Source organism: Agrobacterium sp. rho-8.1 (assembly GCF_033957725.1).
Taxonomy (GTDB): domain Bacteria; phylum Pseudomonadota; class Alphaproteobacteria; order Rhizobiales; family Rhizobiaceae; genus Agrobacterium.
The window spans coordinates 41,786-62,990 of record NZ_CP192788.1 but is presented as its reverse complement, the minus strand read 5'-3'; the positions used below and the strand labels follow the sequence as shown (position 1 = coordinate 62,990).

Below are 21,205 nucleotides of genomic sequence, written 5' to 3'. Positions count from 1 at the left end.
TACCCATGACCGAACATGTTTTTTCCAAAGCTCGCATCGTCCTGGAAGACGAAATCATCAAGGGCTCTGTGCTTGTTCGCGATGGCCTGATTGTCGATATCAGTGACGGTTCGTCGAGGGCAGGCGAGGATATGGAGAACGACTTCCTGATCCCCGGTCTGGTCGAACTACACACCGACCATCTGGAGCAGCATTATTCTCCACGCCCCGGGGTGACGTGGAACAAGACCGCTGCCATTCAGGCCCACGATGCGCAGGTCGCGTCATCGGGCATCACCACGGTTTTCGATTGCCTGCGTCTCGGTTCGGATGAGGACGGCGGCTTCGAAAAGGGCGAGATGCGCGACATGGCGGATGCGATCGAGCACGCCCAGAGCGAGAACCGACTGCGTGCCGACCACCTGCTGCACCTGCGCTGCGAAGTAGCGGCGGCCGATGTGCTGGATCATTTCGAAGATTTCGAAAACGACCCCAAGGTAAGACTGATCTCCCTGATGGATCACTCCCCGGGTCAGCGACAGTTCCAGACGATGGATCAGTACATCAAGTTCTACCAGAAAAAGCGCGGCTTGAGCGACGAGGTCTTCAAAGCCTTTGTCGATCGCCGTGTGTCCGCATCCAGAAAGTACTCGGCGCAACACCGCGATTTTCTGGCTGCCCGCTGCGCCGAGCACGGCATCACCGTGGCCAGCCATGATGATGCGACCGATGCGCATGTCGAGGAAGCCATCGGCCACGGGGTGAAGCTGGCGGAGTTTCCGACCAGCGTCGAGGCCGCAAAGGCGTCGCACAGTGCCGGTATGAGCGTTCTGATGGGTGCGCCGAACATCGTTCGCGGCAAGTCCCATTCCGGCAATATCGCGGCGCGAGACCTCGCCGAACTCGGGGTCCTTGACGTGCTGTCGTCAGATTACGTTCCCTTCAGCCTTCTCTACGCACCGTTTTTGCTTGTCGATCAGGTCGAGGGGATGACGCTTCCCAAGGCGATTTCCATGGTCACGGCCACGCCTGCACGCACTGTCAGCCTGGACGATCGCGGTCGTATCGCACCGGGCATGCGCGCCGATCTCGTGCGCGTCCACCGTGACGATGGTGTGCCCGTCGTTCGCTCCGTCTGGCGACAAGGAAGGCGTGTGGCATGAGTGAAAACTCGTCACAGCGCTCCGATCCTGCGCCAAGCTCCCGCGGCGTCATGATCGTGGTGGTGGGACCGAGCGGCGCTGGCAAGGACACGCTTATGGCGTTCGCCTCAGCGCAACTGGGCCAGACCGACAAGCTGCACTTCGTGCGCCGTGTCATCACCCGCGATCATGCCGCTGGCGGCGAGGACCACGATGCGGTGAGCCAGAGCGAATTCGACCGGCGGCAGACGGCGGGAGATTTCTGCGTCTCCTGGCAAGCGCATGGCTTGAGCTACGGAATTCCGGCGTCTGTACTGGAGAGACTGGACCAGGGTCAGGTCGTCATCGCCAACGGTTCGCGCTCAGCATTGGCACAGTTCAAGGCGACATTTCCCTCCCTGAAAGTCATCAACATCGTCGCAACACCAGAGGTGTTGGCGCAAAGGCTGGAGAATCGCGGGCGTGAAAGTCGCGAGGACATCTTGCGACGCCTCCAGCGCGGTTCCATTGAGGTCTGTGGAGAGTTCGATGTCGTAACGATCGACAATAGCGGCGCGCTGGACAGGGCCGGCAGGGTGCTGGCGGAGGTCCTCGAAGACCACATCCGCCGCTGCCGCTGATTACAGCGCCTGAATTTCAGCGAGAATATCGCTATCGATGATGATGCCGTTTTCCAGCGATTGCTTGCGAACACCCTGGCTGCGGCGGCCCGGAAGGCGCGCATTCTCCTGCCCCTCGATTTCGCTGGCCATCAGTGCCAAACGCTTGGCAAAGACATGATCCCCGGCAATAGCGGGATCGATGGCAATCAGCGTGTGCCCCAGCGAGGGTGCCGTTCCGGTGTCATCCAGCAGCGAAGACGCTTGGAACCCGAAATTGCCCCCCGTCAGACCGGCGGCCATGACCTCCACCATCAGCGCCAGTGCCGCACCTTTGGCGTCACCGGCAGGCGCCATCGTTCCGTTGATCGCCTCATGCGGATCGGTCGTCGGGCGCCCGCTCGCATCCATCGCCCATCCCTCGGGAATGCTGACGCCCTTCTGCCGGGCAGCCATGATTTTTCCGCGCGCGACCTTGGACAAGGCAAGGTCGATAACCAGCGGATCGGTACCCTCGACAGGAGCCGCAAAGGCAATCGGATTGGTTCCATATAGCGGCTTGATGCCACCCCAGGGCGCCATCGACGCGGGTGCATTGGCCACCATGAAGGCGACGAGACCCTGTTCCGCAAACCGTTCCACCGTCAGCGCCATGACGCCAGCATGGTGAGACCGACCGATGACGGCAAGCGCGATACCCTGTTCTCTGGCAATGGCAGGAAGTTGGTCGACAGCCAGATCTATAGCCGGGTAAGCATAACCAAGATGGGCATCGATGGACAGGACGGCCGGGCGCACACGCGTCGCGACCGCGACCGCCTTGGCATCCACTTTTCCGACCCGCACCTGCTTGATGTAGACGGGAATACGCCTGAAGCCATGGCCGCTTTGACCTGCGGCTTCCGCCGACACCAGTGCGCGAGCGACCGATCGTGACGTGGCCGGAAGGACGCCGTCTTTTTCAAAAATGGAAGACACGAAGTCTTCCGCCTGTTCAATGCTGAATTTCATGATGTCGAATGCTTCCCGGTGAGAAGACAGCCGTACCTCAATCCCGCGCGAACAAAAAGTCCGATCACCTCAAATAATGGGTGATTACTCCAATAGAATCCTGACCTGGAATGTCGTTTCGGCCCCTTCTGGTGGTGCCGATACCGATACACGCTGGATCGCGCTCAGGACCTTGCTGTCGATCTGCGCATCTCCGGTCGAACTGAGAATACGGGCTCTGGATATGGAGCCGCTTGCATCGACACTGAAAGCAACCGTGACGGCCGTGCCCTTGTCCGCAAGCCTTACCACGCGCCGTGAGACGGCAGATCGCACCTTCGAATTCCACTTGGCGGGCGATACCGATGACGAAAACAACCCGGAACTCGTTTTTGGTGCTGCGGTCCGATTGGATTGTGTGGTTTCCGAGCGGGCAGCCTGTCTGGCTTCCGAGGGAGGCGGCGCAACCTTGCGTTCGGCCTTTTTCCTGTCGGGCTGCTCTTTCTTCTCAACCTGCTTTTCAACAGGCGGCGGCGGTCGCAGCGCGGGCAACGGCACCTCGACATTTTCAAGCTCTGCCATCTGCTGCTGCTGAACGGGATCCACCTCTTCCACGGGCGGCGGCGGCTCTTCCGGCAATGGCTCGGCGACCTCCGGCGGCGGCTCAGGCATGGGTTCAGGCTCAGGCAGAGGTTCCGGCGGTGGCGGCGTTTCCTCGGCAACAGGTTCCGGTGGCGGCTGGGGCGCTTCCTGCGGTGGCGTCTCCTCTACTTTTTCAGGCTCGACGTTTTTAATCTCTTCGGTATCGACAACATCCTCAGCTTCCACCATTTCTTCGGTTTTCGCAGCCTCGGGAAGAGCCGCAAGCTCGATCATGATGGCCGCTGGCGGTCCATTATCTGCCGGAGGCTCCGGCGGTTGCTGCAAAAGGTAATAGGCGGCACCGGCATGCACCGAAATCGTCAGAACCGCAGCCGTCGTCCACAGGGCCACTTCTCCCAGCCGGGAGCGTCCTGTGCGAAAAGCGGTCTCGTTCATGGAGCCGCTCCGCCGGGCGCGGGTGTGCCCGATGGCGCAGTCTGATGCTGAGGGGATGGTGCCGCTATTGCCGGCTGGCTCGCAGCCGCCGCATTCTCAAGTCCCACGAGCGCGATCTTGAGATAGCCGCTGTCACGCAGCATGTTCATGATTTCCATGAAATGCCCGTAATCCACGGCCTTGTCGGCACGCAGAAAAATGCGGGTGTCCTTGTTGCCGCCGGTGCGCGCATCAAGGCTCGCCGTCAGCGCGTCCCTGGCAACGGCGTCGTTTCCAAGGTTGAGAGAGAGGTCGTCCTTGACGGTCAGATAGAGCGGCTCTTCGGGTCGCTCTGCAGGCTTGGCGCTGGACGCGGGAAGATCGACATTCACATCGACGGTCGCCAAGGGTGCTGCCACCATGAAGATGATGAGCAGAACCAGCATCACGTCGATGAAAGGCGTGACGTTGATCTCATGGTTTTCGGAGAGCTCGTCTCCCCCGCTGTCGCGAATACCGCCCGCCATGATCAGCGCCCCACGAGTGAAACAGCTGGCTTGGCCGCATTACCGGGCGGAATGCGGCGGAAATCGAGGTCACGGCTGACCAGACGCTCGACGCCTGCGGCGACATCGGCCAACAGGTGGCGATAGCCGGTGATGGAGCGGGCAAAGACGTTGTAGATCACCACGGCCGGAATGGCGGCGACGAGACCGATGGCGGTTGCCAGAAGCGCTTCGGCGATACCGGGTGCCACGACGGCCAGATTGGTCGTTTGCGATTCCGAGATGCTGATGAAGGAGTTCATGATGCCCCAGACCGTGCCGAACAGGCCGACGAAGGGCGATACGGAACCGATCGTCGCCAGAATGCCGGTGCCGCGCGACATGCGGCGACCCGCATGGGTTTCGATGCGACCGAGAACGGACGACACGCGCTCCTTGATGCCGCCGCCATCGGTGTGTGCCACCACGGCGTCCGAAAGCTGCATTTCATGGGTCGCCATGCGCAACATCACCGCGCTGGGGCCGCCCTTTTTCTCCACCGCGTCGGTGGCTTCCGACAAGGTCTTGGCCTTGTGGACGATCTTGAGGATGGACTTGGCGCGAATGCGGGCTCCCGCCAGCTCGATGGTCTTTGCAACCCAGACCGTCCAGGTGATGAGCGACGCGATGGCGAGCCCGATCATCACACCCTTGACCACCCAGTCGGCGGCCATGAACATCCCCCACGGAGACAGGTTGTGCGGAATATCCGCGCGCTTTTCCGGCGCGGCGGCGGGCGGCGTGACAACAGGCTCGGCCAATGTCGGCTGAAGCGGCGGCTGGGCTGTTGTCGCCGGTGCGGGGCTCGCAGGCGCGGGCGCAGGCTGCGCCTGTTCGGGTGCTGGAGGTGCCGCGTTCTGCACTGCCGGGGCTGGCTCGTTTGCCGGCGCTGGCGGCGTTGTTTGGGCCAACACTGCGCTTGCGCCGAGGCAGACCACCAGTGACAGCATGATGGCGACGGACCCGCACCGCTTGCGCGACATAGCATGGGAGTTTGACGAAAAGGTCGACGTTTCAAGTGCCATCATGTTGCTCCCGGATATCGTAACAAGCGTCGATTTTGCCAGCCACAATCCGCATCTCTTAAAAAACCCAGATGCAAACGCGGCCGCGCGCCTCGCTAACAAAGTTGAGTAGAAAAGACAACTAATACATCGTGAAAATATGATCTGTAAACTCTTCTTATGCAAAAAGAAGAGCGGGCAAAGCCTCACATCTGCTGCGACGGCATAAATTGCGCCACCAGTTCGTGACGATCTCCGGGATAAGTCACCTTGACGTGCGTGATATAGGTCTGGCCGTTCCAGGTCCGTCTCTCGATCACGAGACAGGCAGTTCCGTTGGGTATCGCCAGCGCTTCGGCGACACGCTTATCGGCCGGGATCGCCCGGATGCGATGTTCCGCAGCACTCCACGGCACCATCTTCAAAAGCCAGGAGCCAGGCCCCGTTGTGGAAAAATCGGCGTCACCAGCTTCGGGAACGGTGGTCACATTGATGACGCGTTCTTCGAGGCAGAAGGGAACGTCAGCCGCGAAATGACGGCAGGTCAGGGCCAGAACCGGTGAACCCGGCCCAACGCCCAGCGTCGTCTGGTCCGAAACGTTCGACGATCTCATCTCACGGCGATCAAGCCTGTAGGCATAGATCAGACCCAGCGCCTGCACTTCGCGCTGAATGTCCTGAATCTCCAGAACGGCGGATTGGGCATGCGGCTGGGTCACGAAGCTGCCAGAGCGGCGGCGCCGCTCGATCAGGCCCTTCTTCACCAGTTCACCCAGCGCCTTGTTCACGGTCATCCGCGAACAGCCGTAGTCAAGCGTCAGCTCATGTTCGAAGGGTATGCGATGACCAGGGGGCCATTCGCCCGAGAGAATGCGTCCTTCCACGTCGCCCGTAATGCGCTCATGCAGCGATTTTTCCGGGATACGGGGGGCATCAGTCATACGTTCGTTCGTCCTGTTTTCTTGCCCGCGTGATAGCACCCCGTACCGCACTTAGCCATATAGTGCCATCGCGGTTGAAATCCTCGTCACAGCGGGCTTTAACGCAAGCTCAATTCCAGACTGGAAAATGTGCGCTGGACCAGCCCATACAAGACCGCATGATCTTCCAGTGACGCCGCCGTGCCGTTGCTCGCGATCCTCCCCTCCGCACCGGGCACTGCAAACGGCTTCGTCGTTTCCCCACGCGAGCGACAGACTTTCACTGCGCTTTACTCTAACTGGCACGAACCGATTGTGGTAAGCGTTACTTGGCCGAAATCGTCACGAATTTGGTGCCACGCACACGCACGGTCATCACGCAGGGCTCACTGTCGGTGCGCTCGCAATAGCGGGGATGCATCTTGAATTCGAACACCATGTTGCCAAAACGCTGGACGAAATCATAGCTGTAGATCGTGGCGGTGGCGATCATCAGATAGCCGCCTTCCTTGACCTGCACATAGAAATTATACGGGCAGCCATCGTCGTTGCAGCTGCGCGCCTTGTCACCATCGCAGGTCAGTTCGCCGCGATTGGTGATCGCGTCCATAATCCCGTCATTGTTGATGTCGAGCCGGGTGATGAAACCCTCGCCGAATTCAGCAACTTTGCACTCCTGGCGAAAATGGTCCTTCTCGTAGATTTCAGGGTCGCTGACCAGCTGCTGCTGGGCCTGCGCCATCATCGGAACGGCCAGAAAAACCAGCGCTTGGAGCGTAACGAAGAGAAGGCGTCTCACGGCATTTTCCTTTGGGTCTGTTTCCGCTATGGATGCGGCAGCATGGGCGTGCCGTCCTTGATCCGGCGGTGGATCATATCGGGCCGTCCTTGCGTGACACTGACCGCGCGCAAACATTCGAGGAGCGCCTTTCCATGACCCTTCTGGCCTTTCTCGATTATGCCGGCGTTGCCGTTTTTGCCGCGACAGGCGCGCTTGCAGCCTCGCGCAAACAGCTGGATTTCATCGGCTTTCTGTTCTTCGCGTCGGTTACCGGCATCGGCGGCGGCACGCTGCGCGATCTCGTGCTGGGCCGCGCGCCTGTCTTTTGGGTCGTCAATCCCACCTATATCCTCGTCTGCGTCGTCATCGCAGCACTTGTCTATCTGACCGCCCATCTGCTGGAATCCCGTTACCGGCTGTTGATCTGGCTGGATGCCGTCGGTCTCTCGGCCTATTGCGTCATGGGAGCCGCGAAAGGCCTTGCCGTCAGCGGCTCTCCGACTGTCGCCATCGTCACCGGCACCATGACGGCGACCTTCGGCGGCGTGCTGCGCGATATTCTGGCGGGCGAACCCTCCGTTTTGCTGCGGCCCGAGGTCTATATCAGCTGCGCCCTGGCGGGCGCTTGCGTCTTCACCGCTGCCCACGCGATCGGCCTGCCGCTTCTCATCGCGTCCGCAGCCGGGGTCCTCACCGCATTCGCCATCCGAAGCGGCGCGCTGATCTTCGGCTGGACTTTTCCGCGCTATCGTCCGCGTCCCGGCAGACCGCCGGAAGACGTCATGTAGGCCACATGCAAAAGGCGCCCGTGAGGCGCCTTCAAACTGTCCGATGGATGAATTGTTCAGTGCACGCTGATGGTGCGCAGCTCGTCTTCAGCCGCCTTGAAGAAGGTGCTGGACCGATTATCGGTCAGAAGGATCGGCGTGCCATCGGCACCGAACAACGCCCAAAGATCAAGGCTAGCATCGATTTTCGGGGCTTCTGGGAAACAACGGTTCACTTCCTCGGCACGCATCTTTCTGATATATCCGACTTCGCCTGCACCGATGTGAGCGAGCTGTGACTTGGTCAAACGCGCATGCGCTTCTTTCAAGAGCATATTTCGGCCTCCATATTCCTCAGACGTCGCGCCGCGGTGCGTCGCTTGGCGTGCAGAATCCTATTGTGAAACGGAAATGTTAATTTTTTTCACCACGCTGGAGATTTCGGGCCGTGTGAGATCAATGGACAGCAAACCGTTGCGCAGGCGCGCATCATTGACCTGCATGCCGTCTGCCAGCACGAAAACCCGCTGGAACTGCCGTGCAGCGATGCCGCGATAGAGATAGTCGCGCGCATCCTGCTCCTGCTGGCGACCGCGAATGACGAGCTGGTTGTCGGCTGTCGTCACGTCGAGGTCGTCTTCGGAAAATCCGGCAACGGCAATCGTGATGCGCAATCGCTCCGGGCTTTCGCCATCGGCAACCAGCCGCTCTATATTGTAGGGGGGATACCCGTCATTCGCCTTTGCCATCCGCTCCAGCGTTTTTTCCATGGCATCGAAACCCAGCATCAGCGGGTGCGTGAAAGGTGTCATTCGGCTCATATCTTTCAGTCCTTGTACCCAAGCGACGATCGTCTGCCCCGTTTGCGGCGGCAAGTGTTCATATGGGAATATGGTGTTTGCAACGCAAGAACGTTATGCCGGGAAAAGTCTGAACTGCCGCGTGCTTGACAAGGCCTGGAAACAGGCTTGAAAAGGCATGTCGTAGAAATAACAGGACAATCATGACCGAGCGCAGAAAAATCATCATCGACACCGATCCGGGGCAGGACGACGCAGCCGCCATCATGCTGGCTTTGGCAAGCCCGGACGAAATCGAAATCCTCGGTCTGTGTGCCGTCGCCGGCAACGTGCCGCTGAAACTCACCAGCCGCAACATCCGCATCATGCTGGAACTGTGCAACCGCACCGAAATCCCCGTCTATGAAGGCTGCGAGCGCCCGCTGGTGCGCGCGCCGATCACTGCCGAGCACGTTCACGGCAGCACGGGCCTTGATGGCCCGAGCTTGCCGGAGCCGGTTCTCGAAGCGCAATCGCAAGATGCCATCGACTTCATCATCGAGACGATCCGCCGCGAGCCGGAAGGCACTGTAACCCTCTGCACGCTGGGTGCGCTGACCAACATCGCTACCGCCTTGCAGAAGGCGCCCGATATTGCGCCGCGCGTAAAGGAACTGGTGTTGATGGGTGGCGGTTTCTTCGAGGGCGGCAACATCACGCCCGCCGCCGAATTCAACATCTATGTCGATCCGCAGGCAGCCGACATCGTCTTCCGTTCGGGTATCCCGCTGGTCATGATGCCGCTTGACGTGACGCATAAGCTTTTGACCACCAAGGCCCGCGTTGCCGCCATCCGTGATATCGGCACCCGCCCGGCGATTGCCATGGCCGAGATGCTGGAGTTTTTCGAGCGCTTCGATGTGGAGAAATACGGCTCAGACGGCGGCCCGCTGCATGACCCGACCGTCATCGCCTATCTGATCAAGCCGGAACTCTTCGACGGTCGCGATTGCAATGTCGAAATCGAGGTCAATTCCGAGCTGACCATCGGCATGACGGTTGTCGACTGGTGGAAGGTAACCGGCCGCGAACCGAACGCCCGCGTCATGCGCGATGTGGACGCCGACGGGTTCTTCGCGCTGCTGACCGAGCGCTTTGCGCGGATTTGATCCGTTTCTTTCGTCACCCCGCACGTGATGCGGGGTGACGAAGGCAGGTTAGCACCCTGCTCAAAGCTCGTAGAAATCCGCGACGATCTTCCACGCATCATCAGCCGTTTCGGCAAAGTGCAGCAGCTCCATATCATCAGGCGCAATCGTGCCGAAATCGGCCAGCGCTTCGAAATTGATGATGGAGCGCCAGAAAGCTTCGCCGAACAGGATGAGCGGGATGGGTGCCATGCGCTTGGTCTGGATCAACGTCAGCGTTTCAAACAACTCGTCCATGGTGCCGAAGCCGCCGGGAAAGACCACGACGGCCTTCGCACGCATCAGAAAATGCATCTTGCGGATGGCGAAGTAATGGAAGTTGAAGCTGAGCTCCGGCGTCACATGCGGGTTGGGTGCCTGCTCATGCGGCAGAAGAATGTTGAGGCCGATCGAGGGGGCACCGGCTTCCGATGCACCGCGATTGCCCGCCTCCATCACACCCGGCCCACCGCCCGTCATCACCACATATTCGCGATGATCGTGCTTTTCGGATTCGCCCGCACATAGCTTGGCGAACTTGCGGGCTTCGTCGTAATAAACCGATGCGGCTTCCAGGTTCTTTCTCTGCGTTTCATTGCGCGCGGCCCAGGCCTCACCGCCCGGTTCAGGAATGCGCGCACCACCAAATAGCACCACCGTCGACTTGATGCCGCGTTCCGACAGGATCATTTCCGGCTTCATCAGTTCCAGCTGCAACCGAATGGGGCGCAATTCCTCGCGGCACAGAAAATCGGTATCGGCATAGGCCAGCCGGTAGGATGGCGATGCCGATTGCGGGGTCTTGGGCAAGCCTTCTGCTTGTTGCTTGTCATCGGAGCTGGATTTCAACGGATCCCAAACGCCGTCCTTGCGATGCAACTTGCCATTTTTCAGTTTTGCCATTGTCCATGCCTTTCGTCTGCCCGCGCCAAATCACATTGACGCCCTTGAAACACTCGCTTAGAGCAATTGACCATGTCCGGCCAGCGGTGCGGATATTTCCCTGTATGTGACGATAGTCAGCGAAGTTTAAGGAATTCTCATGAGCATCTCCGATCTCGGCTCCCTTGAAACAATCATCGAAGCCGCATTCGATAATCGCGATAGCGTCAACATATCGACCAAAGGCGAGGTTCGCGATGCCGTCGAGACCGCGCTGAACCTGCTCGATGGCGGAAAGGTACGCGTTGCCGAAAAGCAGGCCGATGGCAACTGGACCGTGAACCAGTGGCTGAAGAAGGCTGTGCTTTTGTCCTTCCGTCTCAACGACATGGAAATCGTCACCGGCGGCCCTGGCGAATCCACCTGGTGGGACAAGGTACCGTCCAAGTTCGAGAACTGGGGTGAAAACCAGTTCCGCGCCGCAGGTTTCCGCGCCGTGCCGAATGCCGTTGTGCGCCGCTCGGCTTACGTTGCCAAGAACGTCATCTTGATGCCGTCCTTCGTCAATCTCGGCGCCTATGTCGATGAAGGCACCATGGTCGATACCTGGGCAACCGTCGGCTCCTGCGCGCAGATCGGCAAGAACGTGCATCTGTCCGGCGGCGTCGGCATCGGCGGTGTTCTGGAACCCCTTCAGGCGGGTCCGACCATCATCGAAGACAATTGCTTCATTGGCGCACGCTCGGAAGTCGTTGAAGGCTGCATCATCCGCGAAGGTGCGGTTCTCGGCATGGGCGTCTTCATCGGCAAATCCACCAAGATCGTGAACCGCGCCACCGGCTCGATCACCTATGGCGAAGTCCCGCCTTACTCGGTCGTCGTGGCCGGCACTATGCCGGGCAAACCGTTCCCGAATGGCGAAATGGGCCCAAGCCTCTATTGCGCCGTCATCGTCAAGACCGTCGATGAAAAAACCCGTTCCAAGACCGGCATCAACGAGTTGCTGCGCGACTGATAGACATAGGCTTACCCCATGACCGCCACAGATCCCGTCGCCAATCTTGCCGCTCTCATTCGTTGCCCGTCGGTAACCCCAGCAGAAGGAGGCGCGCTGACGCTTCTCGATACGCTGCTGACGCCGCTGGGTTTTGCGGTCGAGCGTGTGATGGCAACGGAAGACGGAACGCCCGACGTCGAAAACCTCTACGCCCGGCTTGGCACTGACGGTCAGCATCTGATGTTTGCGGGCCATACCGATGTCGTGCCTGTGGGCGACGAAGCGTCATGGAGCCATCCGCCATTTTCCGCCGAGATTTCAGGCGGCGAGATGTTCGGACGTGGTGCCGTCGATATGAAGGGCGGTATCGCCTGTTTCGTCGCGGCCATCGCCCGCCATATCGAAAAGCATGGAAAGCCTGAGGGTTCGGTCTCCTTCCTCATCACCGGCGATGAAGAAGGTCCGTCCATCAACGGCACCTCAAAACTTCTCGAATGGGCCGCCGCCAAGGGCGAGACATGGGATGCCTGCGTGGTGGGCGAACCCACCAACCCCGACACGCTTGGCGATATGATCAAGATCGGTCGTCGCGGTTCGCTGTCGGGTCGTATCACGGTCCATGGCGTTCAGGGCCATGCCGCCTATCCGCATCTGGCCGATAATCCCCTTCGCGGCATGCTGCAACTGACCCATGCGCTCATGGATCAGCCCTTCGACACCGGTACCGACACCTTCCAGCCGTCCAATCTCGAAGTGACGACCATCGATACCGGCAATGCTGCGACCAATGTCATCCCGGCCAAGGCGACGGCTGCCTTCAACATCCGTTTCAACGACACATGGACGGATGTGACGCTGCGCGCAGAAATCATTCGTCGTCTGGACGAGGCCGCAGCCGACAGCGCGCTGCGCCCGGATCGCTCGCTGGTCAGATATGACATCGTCTGGGCCGACCGCCCCGCCCATGTTTTCCTGACCCGCAACAATGCGCTGATTTCATCGCTGTCGGGCGCTGTCGCAGAGGTCACCGGCCAAGAGCCGAAACTATCGACCACCGGCGGCACATCGGATGCCCGTTTCATCAAGGATTACTGCCCGGTGGTGGAATTCGGCCTTGTCGGCCAGACCATGCACATGGTGGACGAGCGCGTTTCCGTCGCAGACCTGGAAACCCTGACACGCATCTACGAGGTCTTCATCGAACGCTGGTTCAGCCATGCCGTCGTATAACGAGATAACCTTATACGTCAGAGGCCTGTGGTTGCTGTTTCTGGGTGATCCTGCCGGTGGGCGGTTGCTGGACCTGACGGATCGCGGCATGGCGCGGTCGTTTTATGCGGCGCTGTGGTGCCTGCCGTCCATGGCGCTGTCCTGGTACTGGTGGCACGAGGCCTATGTTTCCGTCCTGCCGAAGGGTACCGGCACCGGTGCCATCTTCTTCATCCGTCTGGCGATGGTCGAAGCCATCTGCTGGATGGTGCCGCTCGTTCTTATCGGTTTTCTCTTGATGGCATTCGGCGCAAGACAGAAATTTCCAGCGCTCGTCGTCGTCGCCAACTGGTTGTCGCTGCCGTTTTCCTATGCCTATGCGACGCTGATCCTGATCGCGCTGCTGGCGCCGTCTTTACAGGGGCTGATCGCCATCCTGTGGTTTTCGCTGCTGCTGACATTGGTGTTCTGCTTTTCCCGGATCGTGAAATTCTTCGTGCGGGAACAGCCTTTGCTCGTGGCGGCGCTGGTGATGACGCTCCTCATTCCCGGCATGATCCTGTCGGAACTGCTGCAACGCTTTCTGGGCGTCTATCCGAGCTGACGCCTACCGCGGCTTGACGATCTCGCCGTCCTCCTTGGTGAAGGTGCCGATGCTGCCATCAGCCAAAATATCGAGCACCAATTCCGACGGGCGGCAAAGACGTACGCCCTTGTCCGTGACCACGATGGGTCGATTGAGCAGGATGGGATGCGCTTCGATGGCGTCCAGCAGCGCTTCGTCGCTCAAGCTTTCGTCGGAAAGACCAAGCGCAGCATAGGGCGTCCCTTTTTCGCGTAGAAGGCCGCGCAGTGGCAGGCCGATCTTTTCCGCGAGAGAGACGATCTCGGTACGCGAAGGCGGCACCTTCAGATATTCGATGATGACGGGCTCTTCACCCGCTTGGCGGATCATGGCCAGCGTGTTGCGCGAGGTGCCGCACGCAGGATTATGATAGATCGTCACCGTCATCATTTTTCTCCGTTCTGGGCCTGCGTGGCGGTATCACGTCGGGATAATCGACCTGCATGAAATAAAGACCTTCCGGCGGTGCCACCGGGCCGCAGGCTTTTCGGTCGCGCGCCTCAAGGGCATGTTTCACGTCATCCGGCGTGGTTGCCCCCTCCCCCGCCAGCTTCAACGTACCGGCAAAGGAGCGGATCTGGTTGTGCAGGAAGCTCTGTGCCGTGGCCCTTATCTCGATCACGTCACCATCGCGCGTTACATCCAGCCGGTCGAGCGTTCGGACCGGGCTCTTGGCCTGGCAGTGAACCGAGCGGAACGTCGTGAAATCATGTCGCCCCACCAGCATCTGGGCCGCCGCATGCATGGTCTCGTGATCGATGTCCTTCGAGACCCACCATGCGCGCTTGTGCTCCAGCGTCAGCCGCGATTTGCGGCAGATGATGCGGTAGAGATAATGGCGGCGCAGGGCGGAAAAACGCGCGTCGAAATCCTCGGTCACGGCTTCGACATCCAGAACCGAAACCGCCTCGCCTGCCATGGCCAGATGCGCGTTCAACGCGTTGCGCAGCTTGTAGGGCTGCCAGTCCCGCGCCAGATCGACATGCGCGACCTGTCCCCTGGCGTGCACGCCGGAATCGGTGCGGCCCGCACCACGAAAACTCACGGTTTCCTTGGTCAGCGACAGAACAGCCGCTTCCAGTGCCAATTGCACGGACGGTCCGTTGTTTTGCCGTTGCCAGCCATAATAGGGAGACCCATCATATTCGATGGTCATGCGGAAGCGTGGCATCAGCCGAGCCTCGTTCCGACGGAGACCTGTGTGCCGCGCAGAAAATCCTGCGCCAGCATCGGCTTGCCGCCGGCCTTTTGCAGCCGCACCAGCCGCACGGCGCCGCTGCCGCAGGCTATGGTCAGATCATTGCCCAGAACGGACCCCGCTTCGCCCATGCCACTGGCCAGTTCCGTTTGCAGAACCTTGATGCGCTCGGCTTTTCCGCCGATTTCCATTTCGAACCACGCACCCGGAAAGGGCGACAGGCCGCGAATGTGGTTGTGTACATCCTGGCTTGCCCAGGAAAAATTGATGCGGGTCTCGGCCTTGTCGATCTTGGCGGCATAGACGACGCCGTCTTGCGCCTGCGGTGTCAGCGGCAGATCACCATCTTCCAGCTTCACCATCGCCTCGCGCATCAGCCGCGCGCCCGCCAACATCAGGCTGTCATGCAATTCGCCAGCCGTCATGTTCGGTGTAATCGTGACCTTTGCCGTCAGTGCTACGGGGCCGGTATCGAGCCCCTTTTCCATCTGCATCACCATCATGCCGGTTTCAGCGTCTCCAGCCATAATGGCACGCTGAATGGGCGCGGCACCGCGCCAGCGCGGCAACAGAGAGGCATGGCCGTTATAGCAGCCAAGACGGGTGCCGTTGAGAATCGCTTCCGGCAACAGCAAACCATAGGCGACGACGACAGCCACATCCGCGTCGAACGCCTTGAATGCCGCCTTATCCTCTTCCGCCTTGAAGTTGAGCGGCGTCAGAACGGGGATACCGAGCAGTTCGGCGGCCTGATGCACGGGTGACTTCTGAAGATCGAGCCCGCGACGCCCGCCGGGACGGGGCGGTTGCGTATAGACGGCCGATATCTCGTGGCCCGCATCGACCAGCGCGCGAAGCGTGGGAACGGAAAACTCCGGTGTTCCCATGAAGATGATGCGCAGTGTCATGTTCGCCCCCTGCCCTACCGGCCGATCTGCCAATCTCGTAGAAACAGACGGATCAGATTTTCGCGCGGGCCGCCTTGGTGAATTTCTTGATGACCATATCCCGTTTCAGACGGGAAATGTGGTCGATGAACAGAACACCGTTCAAATGGTCAATTTCGTGTTGCAGACAGGTGGCGAGCAGGCCATCGGCCTCCACCGTCTGTTTTTTGCCGTCGCGATCGATATAGCCAACCGTCAGCGATGCCGGACGCTCTACCTCGGCATAATAGTCGGGAATGGACAGACAGCCCTCCTCATAGGCCGACACATCGTCCGACACCTTGAGGATTTCCGGGTTGATGAACACAACCGGATTGCGGTCTTCGTCTTCGCGCGAGATGTCGATGACCAGCATACGGCGCGGCACGCCGATCTGGATCGCGGCAAGGCCGATGCCCGGCGCATCATACATCGTGTCCAGCATGTCGTCTGCCAGACGCGTGATCTCAGCATCCACCTGTTCGATGGGCTTGGATTGCTGGCGCAGCAGAGGATCGGGCAAAATAATAAGAGGTTTGATCGTCATGGCTTCCCCATAACGCATCTCATCTTTGGAGGAAACAAAAAATAAAGGTCAATATTAGCAACCGCATCGGCAGTAAACTGGACTCATTTGCGCCTTGGAAATGTTCTTGTTTTGATCTGACGAATCACACGAAATCTGTTAGATTTGGATATGAACATCGATCTCAATGCGCTTGGTACGACAGCCTTCATGCTCGGCAGCCTTCCGATCTCGGCCGGCGCTGTGCTCGGTTTTGTGATTGCAGGGTGCTTCATCACTGCCACCTTCGTCTGGCGAAAACCGCCGGTTGTCGATCAGTCGCGCGAGGAAATCACCGAGCTTCTGAGAACCCAGTCGGAACTGCACGGCCGCATCGCCGCCATGACGGAAAGCCTCAGCGCCCGCCAGAACGAGATGAGCCAAACGCTGAACGACCGGCTGGACGGCATGTCGCAGCGCATCGGCACCACGTTGACGGAGCAAACCCGCTCGACGCACGAAAACCTTAGCAAATTGCAGGAACGCCTTGCCGTGATCGATGCTGCCCAGGGCAATATTCAGGATCTGGCCAAGGACGTGATCGGCCTTCAGGCCATTCTCAACAACAAACAGACGCGTGGTGCCTTTGGACAGGCAAGAATGGAAGCACTGATCGCAGACGCCCTGCCCTCCGGTGCCTATAGTTTGCAGCCGACACTTTCGAACGGCTTTCGGCCCGATTGCACCATCCGAATGCCGAACAATGCGCCGCCTTTGGTCATCGATGCGAAGTTTCCGCTGGAGGCCTGGAATGCGCTCAAGGCGGATGATGCGCCGGAAGCGAAACGGGCCGCCACCCAGCAATTCCGACGTGACATGGAAGTGCATATTCGCGATGTGGCGGACAAATATCTCATCTCCGGCGAAACGCAGGACACCGCCTTCATCTTCGTTCCCTCGGAATCCATCTTTGCCGATATCCACCAGCATTTCGAAAATCTGGTTCAGCGCGCGCAACGCTCCCGCGTCGTCATCGTCTCGCCATCGCTGCTGATGCTGTCGGTTCAGGTCATACAGTCTGTCCTCAAGGATCAGCGGATGCGCGAACAGGCGCATCTCATTCAAGGCGAGGTCGCCATGCTGATGGACGATGTGCGGCGTCTGGACGAACGGACCCGTAAACTGCAGGCACATTTCGGGCTGGTGCAAAAGGACGTCGACATGATGCTGACCTCGTCCGACAAGGTGCTGGCGCGCGGTATCAAGATCGAAAGCCTCGATTTTGCACCGTCACAAAAGGAAATCGCTCATCTGGAAGCCGAGCAGTTGCGCCGAATCTCGGACGTACGCGCCGGTGCGGCCAAGCTGAGGGTGGTTGACGACGAGTAATCCACTCGGCAAAGTCGCCGCCTGTTTCGCTTTTGTTTTCGCCCCTTATGGAATGACCCGCATGATCACAGTTTTCGGCTCCATCAACATGGACCTCGTTGCCATTTCCGACCGCCTGCCGAAGCCGGGTGAAACCGTGACCGGCAAGACCTTTTCGACCGCCGCCGGTGGTAAGGGCGCCAATCAGGCACTGGCAGCGCGCCGCGCGGGCGCAACTGTGAAGATGGCGGGTGCCGTCGGCGATGATGCCTTCTCAGCCCCGGCCCTCACCCTGCTTCGTGATGCGCGGGCGGATCTGTCGCTGGTCAAGACTGTCGCCGTACCGACCGGAACCGCCGTCATCCTGATCGGTGAGGGCGGTGAAAACATGATTTCGGTCATCCCCGCCGCCAATGGTGAGGTGTCGGAAGTAGACGCCACTCGCGCCGTCTCAGAAATGGCGGAAGGCGATATTCTCATGTTGCAGTTCGAGGTGCCAGCAGAGGCGATCGAAGCAGCGCTCAAAGCGGCAAAGGCACAGCGCGTGACGACGCTCATCAACACCGCACCTCTAACATCAGAGGCGCAGCGCCTGTCACGACTCGCTGACGTCGTCATTGCCAACGAAACCGAATTCGAATTGCTGATCGGCAAAAACAGCCTCTCCGCAGATCAGCGGGAAAAGGAGCTTGCCGCCCTTCATGACGAGACCGGCCAGACAGTGATCGTCACGCTGGGTGCAGACGGCGTTATCGCCATTCGCAACGGTAAGCTGGTGAAGGCCAAGGGCCTGAAGATCGAGCCCGTCGATACGGTCGGTGCAGGCGATACGTTCTGTGGTTATCTGGCCGCAAGTCTGGACGCCGGTCTCGATTTCGAGACGGCGCTGCGTCGTGCAGCCGTTGCCGGTTCGCTGGCCTGTACGCGGCCCGGCGCGCAACCATCCATTCCCGTCGCATCCGAGGTGGATGCGAAAATCTGAATAATCAGGTTCGGATGAAGGTGAGATAGGCGGAGCTGCGACCCTCTCGCTTCGCCTTGTTCTCGTAACGCGTGCCCGGCCAGGTATCGAACGGCGTGTTCCAGTCGGCTGATGTCTGCGCCGTCCATTTGAAACCGCCATGCTGAGCGCAATGCTGAAGCGTCCAGTTGATGTAGGTATCGATATCCGAGGCAAAGCAGAATTTGGCACCCGGTTTCAGCACCCGGTGAAACCGCGCCAGATTGACATCGGAAACGAAGCGACGCTTCCAGTGCTTCTTTTTCGGCCACGGATCGGGATAGAGAAGATCGATATGATCGATCGACGCATCCGGCAGCCAGTCCAGCAATTGCGTGGCGTCATCGTCATAAAGACGGATGTTCATCAGTTCGCGTTCGCGCACACTGCCCAGAAGCTTCGCCATGGAATTCACGAAGGGCTCGACGCCGATGAAACCGGTGGCTGGGTTTTCGGATGCGCGGTGGATGAGATGCTCGCCACCACCAAAGCCGATTTCGAGGCGAATGGACGTCACGTCGGCGGGAAAGAGCGCCGCGAGGTTTTTCGGCGGCTGAGTGTCGAGGTCCACCTTCAGCAAAGGCAAAAGGTTTTCGATCGTATCGACCTGCTGGTTGCGCAGTGGCTTGCCTTTGCGCCGACCAAAAAATGCTTCCGTTGCGCGCGAACGCCGCTCTTCCGTCATTTCAACACTCTCAGACAAATGGATAACCCGCACCGCGCCTGTTTATGGCGCTGTGCGGGTTTCAAACTTTTCAGACCGTATCTCTCAATCAGCGATGATTGACAAGCCTTATGCGGCTTTCAATGCATCCTTCAGCGGCTTGACCAGATCCAGCTTCTCCCAGGAGAACGAGCCGTCACGACCAGCCTTGCGACCGAAATGGCCGTAGGACGACGTCTTGGCATAGATCGGCTTGTTCAGGTCCAGATGACGGCGAATGCCCGATGGCGAGAGGTCGATGACCTTGCGGATCGCGGCTTCTACCTCGTCTTCGCTCATCGTGCCGGTCTGGTGGAAATCGACATAGACCGACAATGGCTGCGCGACGCCGATGGCGTAGGACAGCTGGATCGTGCAGCGCTCTGCCAACCCTGCGGCGACGACGTTCTTGGCGATATAGCGTGCCGCGTAAGCAGCGGAGCGGTCGACCTTTGTCGTGTCCTTACCGGAAAACGCACCGCCACCGTGGGGGGCTGCACCGCCGTAGGTGTCCACGATAATCTTGCGACCCGTCAAACCAGCGTCACCATCGGGACCACCGATCACGAACTTTCCGGTCGGGTTGATGTACCACTGGCAATCGTCAGCGATCTTCAGCTCACCAAGCGCTTCGCGGATATAGGGCTCCACGACAGAACGAACCTTCTTGGAGTCCCAGCTTGCATCCAAATGCTGGGTGGACAAGACGATCGAGACGGCTTCGGACGCTTTGCCATCGACATAACGCACTGTCACCTGGCTCTTGGCATCGGGACCGAGCTTGGCCGCTTCGCCTTCGCCGCTCTTGCGGGCTGTGGCCAGAAGCTGGAGAATGCGGTGGGAATAATAGATCGGTGCCGGCATCAGGTCCGGCGTTTCCTTGCAGGCGTAACCGAACATGATGCCCTGGTCGCCAGCACCTTCGTCGCCCTGCTTGTCGGACGCGTTATCGACGCCCTGTGCAATGTCGGCGGACTGTGGGTGCAGCAGCACGTCGATCTTGGCCGTCTTCCAATGGAAACCGTCCTGCTCGTAACCGATATCACGGATGGCCTTGCGGGCAGCAGCCTTGAACTTGGCGGGGTTGATGACGGGATGGCCGCTCGCATCCTTGAAGACCGAGCCGTCCTTGGCCTTCTTCAAAAGCGTGTCGGGAACACGTACTTCACCGGCGATGATCACGCGATTCGTCGTTGCAAGCGTCTCGCAGGCGATGCGCACCGTCCAGGGATCGACACCGGTCTTGGTGGCTTCACGGTAGATCAAATCAACGATTTCGTCGGAAATGCGGTCACAAACCTTGTCAGGGTGACCTTCAGCCACGGACTCGCTTGTGAATAGGTAATTGGCACGCATGCGGGATTCCCCTCAAAGAAACGGTCATCGTTGTTAGTCACATTGCCTGAAAAAAACAAGGACACAACGACATAAATATATCTTTATATCGGAATTCCTAAATCATCCTTACGCAACAAAAAACGGCCCCGAAGGACCGTTTGTCGTTTACCGAAATTGTTTCGATCGTTTATTCCGCGTCGCCTTCGGCGGCCAGCGCCTTGACCAGATCGACGATGCGACGGCGAACCTTCGGGTCGTTGATCTTCACGAATGCGCGGTTGAGCTGAAGCCCTTCGGAAGAGGACAGGAAGTCAACGACATAGTTGGAACTGTTGGCTTCTGCCATGCCGGTAGCGCTGACACCCTGGTCGCCTGGCGCATCCTCGAAGAAGAAGGAGACGGGCACGTTCAGGATGCTGGAGATGTTCTGCAAGCGGCTGGCGCCGACGCGGTTCGTCCCTTTTTCGTACTTCTGGATCTGCTGGAAGGTGATGCCGAGGCTTTCGCCCAGCTTTTCCTGGCTCATACCCAGCATAGTACGACGGAGGCGAATTCGGCTCCCGACATGAATGTCAATCGGGTTCGGCTTTTTCTTGTTTTCTGTCATGTTGTTGTCCTGACATTCAAAAAAATCTGCGGGGTTAACGATCACACAGCCTTGCGGTCCTGAACCACAGGATTGTCACTATAAGAAACATATCATGTGCGTTGTGCAACCTAACACAAGCACTATGCAATTTTAGG

The 21,205-nt window shown here is 59.3% G+C and carries 25 protein-coding genes; 9 read left to right on the top strand and 16 right to left on the bottom strand.

Annotated elements, in window-relative coordinates:
• The first annotated feature begins 5 nt into the window (after window positions 1–5).
• Window positions 6–1,142, top strand: coding sequence for an alpha-D-ribose 1-methylphosphonate 5-triphosphate diphosphatase (locus RMR21_RS00340; RefSeq protein WP_498668772.1), 1,137 nt, complete (start codon window positions 6–8; stop codon window positions 1,140–1,142).
• The gene (gene phnN / locus RMR21_RS00335) at window positions 1,139–1,741 is read left to right on the top strand and encodes a phosphonate metabolism protein/1,5-bisphosphokinase (PRPP-forming) PhnN (RefSeq protein ID WP_498668771.1); all 603 of its coding nucleotides are present in this window, start codon (window positions 1,139–1,141) and stop codon (window positions 1,739–1,741) included. The genes RMR21_RS00340 and phnN overlap by 4 nt, the downstream gene beginning before the upstream one ends.
• On the opposite strand, the gene RMR21_RS00330 is transcribed toward phnN, so the two are convergent.
• The 6 genes from RMR21_RS00330 to RMR21_RS00305 all read right to left on the bottom strand — a co-directional run bounded on the left by RMR21_RS00330 (window position 1,742) and on the right by RMR21_RS00305 (window position 6,995).
• Entirely contained in the window at window positions 1,742–2,731 is a 990-nt protein-coding gene (locus tag RMR21_RS00330; RefSeq protein ID WP_498668770.1) for an Ldh family oxidoreductase, read from the bottom strand.
• Between the two features lie 84 nt (window positions 2,732–2,815).
• The gene (locus RMR21_RS00325) at window positions 2,816–3,748 is read right to left on the bottom strand and encodes an energy transducer TonB family protein (RefSeq protein WP_498668769.1); all 933 of its coding nucleotides are present in this window, start codon (window positions 3,746–3,748) and stop codon (window positions 2,816–2,818) included.
• Window positions 3,745–4,254, bottom strand: a complete 510-nt coding sequence (gene exbD, locus RMR21_RS00320) for a TonB system transport protein ExbD (protein ID WP_498668768.1) — start codon at window positions 4,252–4,254, stop codon at window positions 3,745–3,747. The genes RMR21_RS00325 and exbD overlap by 4 nt, the downstream gene beginning before the upstream one ends.
• Window positions 4,255–4,256: 2 nt before the next feature.
• Window positions 4,257–5,297, bottom strand: coding sequence for a tonB-system energizer ExbB (gene exbB, locus RMR21_RS00315; RefSeq protein WP_498670192.1), 1,041 nt, complete (start codon window positions 5,295–5,297; stop codon window positions 4,257–4,259).
• A gap of 185 nt (window positions 5,298–5,482) precedes the next feature.
• The gene (hutC, locus tag RMR21_RS00310; protein WP_498668767.1) at window positions 5,483–6,217 is read right to left on the bottom strand and encodes a histidine utilization transcriptional repressor HutC; all 735 of its coding nucleotides are present in this window, start codon (window positions 6,215–6,217) and stop codon (window positions 5,483–5,485) included.
• A gap of 304 nt (window positions 6,218–6,521) precedes the next feature.
• Window positions 6,522–6,995, bottom strand: coding sequence for a hypothetical protein (locus RMR21_RS00305; protein ID WP_498668766.1), 474 nt, complete (start codon window positions 6,993–6,995; stop codon window positions 6,522–6,524).
• A gap of 134 nt (window positions 6,996–7,129) precedes the next feature.
• Here RMR21_RS00305 and RMR21_RS00300 point away from each other — a divergent pair, with 134 nt between their 5' ends.
• Window positions 7,130–7,765, top strand: a complete 636-nt coding sequence (locus RMR21_RS00300) for a trimeric intracellular cation channel family protein (protein WP_498668765.1) — start codon at window positions 7,130–7,132, stop codon at window positions 7,763–7,765.
• A 56-nt stretch (window positions 7,766–7,821) separates the two neighbouring features.
• Here RMR21_RS00300 and RMR21_RS00295 read toward each other — a convergent pair whose 3' ends face one another.
• On the bottom strand, window positions 7,822–8,079 hold the full coding sequence (locus RMR21_RS00295) for a BQ00720 family protein (protein WP_498668763.1): 258 nt from the start codon (window positions 8,077–8,079) through the stop codon (window positions 7,822–7,824).
• A gap of 60 nt (window positions 8,080–8,139) precedes the next feature.
• On the bottom strand, window positions 8,140–8,565 hold the full coding sequence (locus tag RMR21_RS00290; RefSeq protein ID WP_498668761.1) for an Hsp20 family protein: 426 nt from the start codon (window positions 8,563–8,565) through the stop codon (window positions 8,140–8,142).
• A gap of 182 nt (window positions 8,566–8,747) precedes the next feature.
• Between RMR21_RS00290 and RMR21_RS00285 the strand changes: the two genes are divergently transcribed.
• Window positions 8,748–9,692 carry a nucleoside hydrolase gene (locus RMR21_RS00285; protein WP_498668760.1) on the top strand — a complete coding sequence of 315 codons (945 nt, stop codon included), beginning with the start codon at window positions 8,748–8,750 and terminating at the stop codon, window positions 9,690–9,692.
• Window positions 9,693–9,752: 60 nt separating this feature from the next.
• On the opposite strand, the gene RMR21_RS00280 is transcribed toward RMR21_RS00285, so the two are convergent.
• The gene (locus tag RMR21_RS00280; RefSeq protein WP_498668759.1) at window positions 9,753–10,613 is read right to left on the bottom strand and encodes an LOG family protein; all 861 of its coding nucleotides are present in this window, start codon (window positions 10,611–10,613) and stop codon (window positions 9,753–9,755) included.
• 139 nt (window positions 10,614–10,752) lie between these two features.
• Here RMR21_RS00280 and dapD point away from each other — a divergent pair, with 139 nt between their 5' ends.
• Genes dapD through RMR21_RS00265 form a run of 3 tightly spaced genes read left to right on the top strand, consistent with a single transcriptional unit; the run spans window position 10,753 to window position 13,402 of the window.
• On the top strand, window positions 10,753–11,607 hold the full coding sequence (gene dapD / locus RMR21_RS00275; protein ID WP_498668758.1) for a 2,3,4,5-tetrahydropyridine-2,6-dicarboxylate N-succinyltransferase: 855 nt from the start codon (window positions 10,753–10,755) through the stop codon (window positions 11,605–11,607).
• Between the two features lie 18 nt (window positions 11,608–11,625).
• Window positions 11,626–12,819: a succinyl-diaminopimelate desuccinylase gene (dapE, locus tag RMR21_RS00270; protein WP_498668757.1), complete on the top strand. Its 1,194-nt coding sequence runs from the start codon at window positions 11,626–11,628 to the stop codon at window positions 12,817–12,819.
• A complete protein-coding gene (locus RMR21_RS00265; RefSeq protein WP_498668756.1) occupies window positions 12,806–13,402 on the top strand; it encodes a hypothetical protein in 597 nt (198 codons plus the stop codon). Before dapE ends, RMR21_RS00265 begins: the two co-directional genes overlap by 14 nt.
• Window positions 13,403–13,405: 3 nt before the next feature.
• On the opposite strand, the gene arsC is transcribed toward RMR21_RS00265, so the two are convergent.
• The 4 genes from arsC to def are packed head-to-tail and all read right to left on the bottom strand — an operon-like array spanning window position 13,406 to window position 16,094.
• A complete protein-coding gene (gene arsC, locus RMR21_RS00260) occupies window positions 13,406–13,810 on the bottom strand; it encodes an arsenate reductase (glutaredoxin) (RefSeq protein ID WP_498670191.1) in 405 nt (134 codons plus the stop codon).
• Window positions 13,788–14,594, bottom strand: a complete 807-nt coding sequence (gene truA / locus RMR21_RS00255; RefSeq protein ID WP_498668755.1) for a tRNA pseudouridine(38-40) synthase TruA — start codon at window positions 14,592–14,594, stop codon at window positions 13,788–13,790. The genes arsC and truA overlap by 23 nt, the downstream gene beginning before the upstream one ends.
• Window positions 14,594–15,529 (bottom strand): methionyl-tRNA formyltransferase, encoded by a 936-nt coding sequence (gene fmt / locus RMR21_RS00250; protein ID WP_498668754.1) that lies wholly within the window; start codon window positions 15,527–15,529, stop codon window positions 14,594–14,596. Before fmt ends, truA begins: the two co-directional genes overlap by 1 nt.
• Before the next feature lie 52 nt (window positions 15,530–15,581).
• Window positions 15,582–16,094, bottom strand: a complete 513-nt coding sequence (def, locus tag RMR21_RS00245; RefSeq protein ID WP_498668753.1) for a peptide deformylase — start codon at window positions 16,092–16,094, stop codon at window positions 15,582–15,584.
• A gap of 150 nt (window positions 16,095–16,244) precedes the next feature.
• On the opposite strand from def, the gene RMR21_RS00240 reads away from it, so the two are divergent.
• Window positions 16,245–17,441, top strand: coding sequence for a DNA recombination protein RmuC (locus tag RMR21_RS00240; protein ID WP_498668752.1), 1,197 nt, complete (start codon window positions 16,245–16,247; stop codon window positions 17,439–17,441).
• Window positions 17,442–17,502: 61 nt separating this feature from the next.
• Window positions 17,503–18,402: a ribokinase gene (locus RMR21_RS00235; protein ID WP_498668751.1), complete on the top strand. Its 900-nt coding sequence runs from the start codon at window positions 17,503–17,505 to the stop codon at window positions 18,400–18,402.
• A gap of 4 nt (window positions 18,403–18,406) precedes the next feature.
• Here RMR21_RS00235 and trmB read toward each other — a convergent pair whose 3' ends face one another.
• The 3 genes from trmB to RMR21_RS00220 all read right to left on the bottom strand — a co-directional run bounded on the left by trmB (window position 18,407) and on the right by RMR21_RS00220 (window position 21,068).
• Complete coding sequence (gene trmB / locus RMR21_RS00230; RefSeq protein WP_498670190.1) at window positions 18,407–19,105, bottom strand: tRNA (guanosine(46)-N7)-methyltransferase TrmB; 699 nt, start codon at window positions 19,103–19,105, stop codon at window positions 18,407–18,409.
• Window positions 19,106–19,213: 108 nt separating this feature from the next.
• Window positions 19,214–20,479, bottom strand: a complete 1,266-nt coding sequence (gene metK, locus RMR21_RS00225) for a methionine adenosyltransferase (RefSeq protein WP_498668750.1) — start codon at window positions 20,477–20,479, stop codon at window positions 19,214–19,216.
• A 169-nt stretch (window positions 20,480–20,648) separates the two neighbouring features.
• Window positions 20,649–21,068 carry a helix-turn-helix domain-containing protein gene (locus RMR21_RS00220; protein WP_498668749.1) on the bottom strand — a complete coding sequence of 140 codons (420 nt, stop codon included), beginning with the start codon at window positions 21,066–21,068 and terminating at the stop codon, window positions 20,649–20,651.
• Window positions 21,069–21,205: the final 137 nt, after the last annotated feature.

Excerpts from the sequence above, each read along its gene's own strand:
- RMR21_RS00265 (WP_498668756.1), top strand. The coding sequence starts at position 12,806 with ATGCCGTCGTATAACGAGATAACCTTATACGTCAGAGGCCTGTGGTTG.
- dapD (WP_498668758.1), top strand. The coding sequence starts at position 10,753 with ATGAGCATCTCCGATCTCGGCTCCCTTGAAACAATCATCGAAGCCGCA.
- RMR21_RS00280 (WP_498668759.1), bottom strand. The coding sequence starts at position 10,613 with ATGGCAAAACTGAAAAATGGCAAGTTGCATCGCAAGGACGGCGTTTGG.
- RMR21_RS00240 (WP_498668752.1), top strand. The coding sequence starts at position 16,245 with ATGAACATCGATCTCAATGCGCTTGGTACGACAGCCTTCATGCTCGGC.
- RMR21_RS00340 (WP_498668772.1), top strand. The coding sequence starts at position 6 with ATGACCGAACATGTTTTTTCCAAAGCTCGCATCGTCCTGGAAGACGAA.
- arsC (WP_498670191.1), bottom strand. The coding sequence starts at position 13,810 with ATGACGGTGACGATCTATCATAATCCTGCGTGCGGCACCTCGCGCAAC.
- RMR21_RS00220 (WP_498668749.1), bottom strand. The coding sequence starts at position 21,068 with ATGACAGAAAACAAGAAAAAGCCGAACCCGATTGACATTCATGTCGGG.
- RMR21_RS00235 (WP_498668751.1), top strand. The coding sequence starts at position 17,503 with ATGATCACAGTTTTCGGCTCCATCAACATGGACCTCGTTGCCATTTCC.
- exbB (WP_498670192.1), bottom strand. The coding sequence starts at position 5,297 with ATGGCACTTGAAACGTCGACCTTTTCGTCAAACTCCCATGCTATGTCG.
- def (WP_498668753.1), bottom strand. The coding sequence starts at position 16,094 with ATGACGATCAAACCTCTTATTATTTTGCCCGATCCTCTGCTGCGCCAG.
- trmB (WP_498670190.1), bottom strand. The coding sequence starts at position 19,105 with ATGACGGAAGAGCGGCGTTCGCGCGCAACGGAAGCATTTTTTGGTCGG.
- RMR21_RS00300 (WP_498668765.1), top strand. The coding sequence starts at position 7,130 with ATGACCCTTCTGGCCTTTCTCGATTATGCCGGCGTTGCCGTTTTTGCC.
- dapE (WP_498668757.1), top strand. The coding sequence starts at position 11,626 with ATGACCGCCACAGATCCCGTCGCCAATCTTGCCGCTCTCATTCGTTGC.
- RMR21_RS00290 (WP_498668761.1), bottom strand. The coding sequence starts at position 8,565 with ATGAGCCGAATGACACCTTTCACGCACCCGCTGATGCTGGGTTTCGAT.
- hutC (WP_498668767.1), bottom strand. The coding sequence starts at position 6,217 with ATGACTGATGCCCCCCGTATCCCGGAAAAATCGCTGCATGAGCGCATT.
- RMR21_RS00285 (WP_498668760.1), top strand. The coding sequence starts at position 8,748 with ATGACCGAGCGCAGAAAAATCATCATCGACACCGATCCGGGGCAGGAC.
- RMR21_RS00295 (WP_498668763.1), bottom strand. The coding sequence starts at position 8,079 with ATGCTCTTGAAAGAAGCGCATGCGCGTTTGACCAAGTCACAGCTCGCT.
- phnN (WP_498668771.1), top strand. The coding sequence starts at position 1,139 with ATGAGTGAAAACTCGTCACAGCGCTCCGATCCTGCGCCAAGCTCCCGC.
- truA (WP_498668755.1), bottom strand. The coding sequence starts at position 14,594 with ATGCCACGCTTCCGCATGACCATCGAATATGATGGGTCTCCCTATTAT.
- RMR21_RS00325 (WP_498668769.1), bottom strand. The coding sequence starts at position 3,748 with ATGAACGAGACCGCTTTTCGCACAGGACGCTCCCGGCTGGGAGAAGTG.
- metK (WP_498668750.1), bottom strand. The coding sequence starts at position 20,479 with ATGCGTGCCAATTACCTATTCACAAGCGAGTCCGTGGCTGAAGGTCAC.
- exbD (WP_498668768.1), bottom strand. The coding sequence starts at position 4,254 with ATGGCGGGCGGTATTCGCGACAGCGGGGGAGACGAGCTCTCCGAAAAC.
- RMR21_RS00330 (WP_498668770.1), bottom strand. The coding sequence starts at position 2,731 with ATGAAATTCAGCATTGAACAGGCGGAAGACTTCGTGTCTTCCATTTTT.
- fmt (WP_498668754.1), bottom strand. The coding sequence starts at position 15,529 with ATGACACTGCGCATCATCTTCATGGGAACACCGGAGTTTTCCGTTCCC.